This is a genomic window from Rhizobium sp. AQ_MP, from assembly GCF_014237835.1.
Taxonomy (GTDB): Bacteria; Pseudomonadota; Alphaproteobacteria; order Rhizobiales; family Rhizobiaceae; genus Allorhizobium.
In genome coordinates this window covers 1-691 of sequence record NZ_JACJVI010000061.1, presented here as the reverse complement: position 1 = coordinate 691, position 691 = coordinate 1, and the positions used below count along the sequence as shown (strand labels likewise).

1 protein-coding gene is annotated in these 691 nt (G+C 56.4%); it reads right to left on the bottom strand.

The window, feature by feature from the left end; all coding sequences use genetic code 11:
* Positions 1 to 88: 88 nt before the first annotated feature.
* A complete protein-coding gene (locus tag H6M51_RS24205) occupies positions 89 to 328 on the bottom strand; it encodes a hypothetical protein (RefSeq protein WP_185812310.1) in 240 nt (79 codons plus the stop codon).
* Positions 329 to 691 lie beyond the last annotated feature (363 nt).

The window sequence follows — 691 nt, the reverse complement described above, 5'->3', positions numbered from 1 at the left end:
GAAATTCCGGTTTGGCAGTTGTCGTGAGGGGATCAGCAAAGGTGAGAAGCGTGGCAATTATTGCCGACCTTCTCAGTGTCCAAGGACACTATGTGCTCGTTGCTGCCATGGCGTTGCCGGCCTTCAGCGGGGAAGAAGCCTTGCTGGAGAGGATGCCGTAAAGCACGTCGCCGATGGCATGAGTGCCCTCGTAGGCAATCACGCCGGAAATCGACACCTCGACGGATGGTCCTGAGAGGACCCATTCGTCTTCATCCATTGCAACATGATAGGGATGGCGGGTCTTAGGCGTCCAGAGGGGATGGATCTTCTGAAACGGTGTATGCACGGTACTGTCCTTCGGGTCCTGAGTGGATTTGAAGGAATGCGCTTGCCACTTAGGATCCCTCAGGCGTCCGCTCGCCCCTCGATCCGACCTTGTTGTACCTGCTGAAAAGCTCACCACACGGAGTCAGGTGATGCAGGCTGCTTCGATCTCTCAATTTAGATTGCTGCCGGTCGTTGCCCGATACCGCGGCTGCGCACATACTTGCCAAAGGTTCACCGCTACCTCACTACGGGTTGAGGAGTGGCGCCGGGAGTTCTTCTTGCAGGGTCTGTCCCGGACGGTGTCGATCACATATCTCATTTACTCAACTTCACCCTTGCAAGTGGCTTCCATTGAGGCGCATTCCGGCTACGGCGCTTGCCG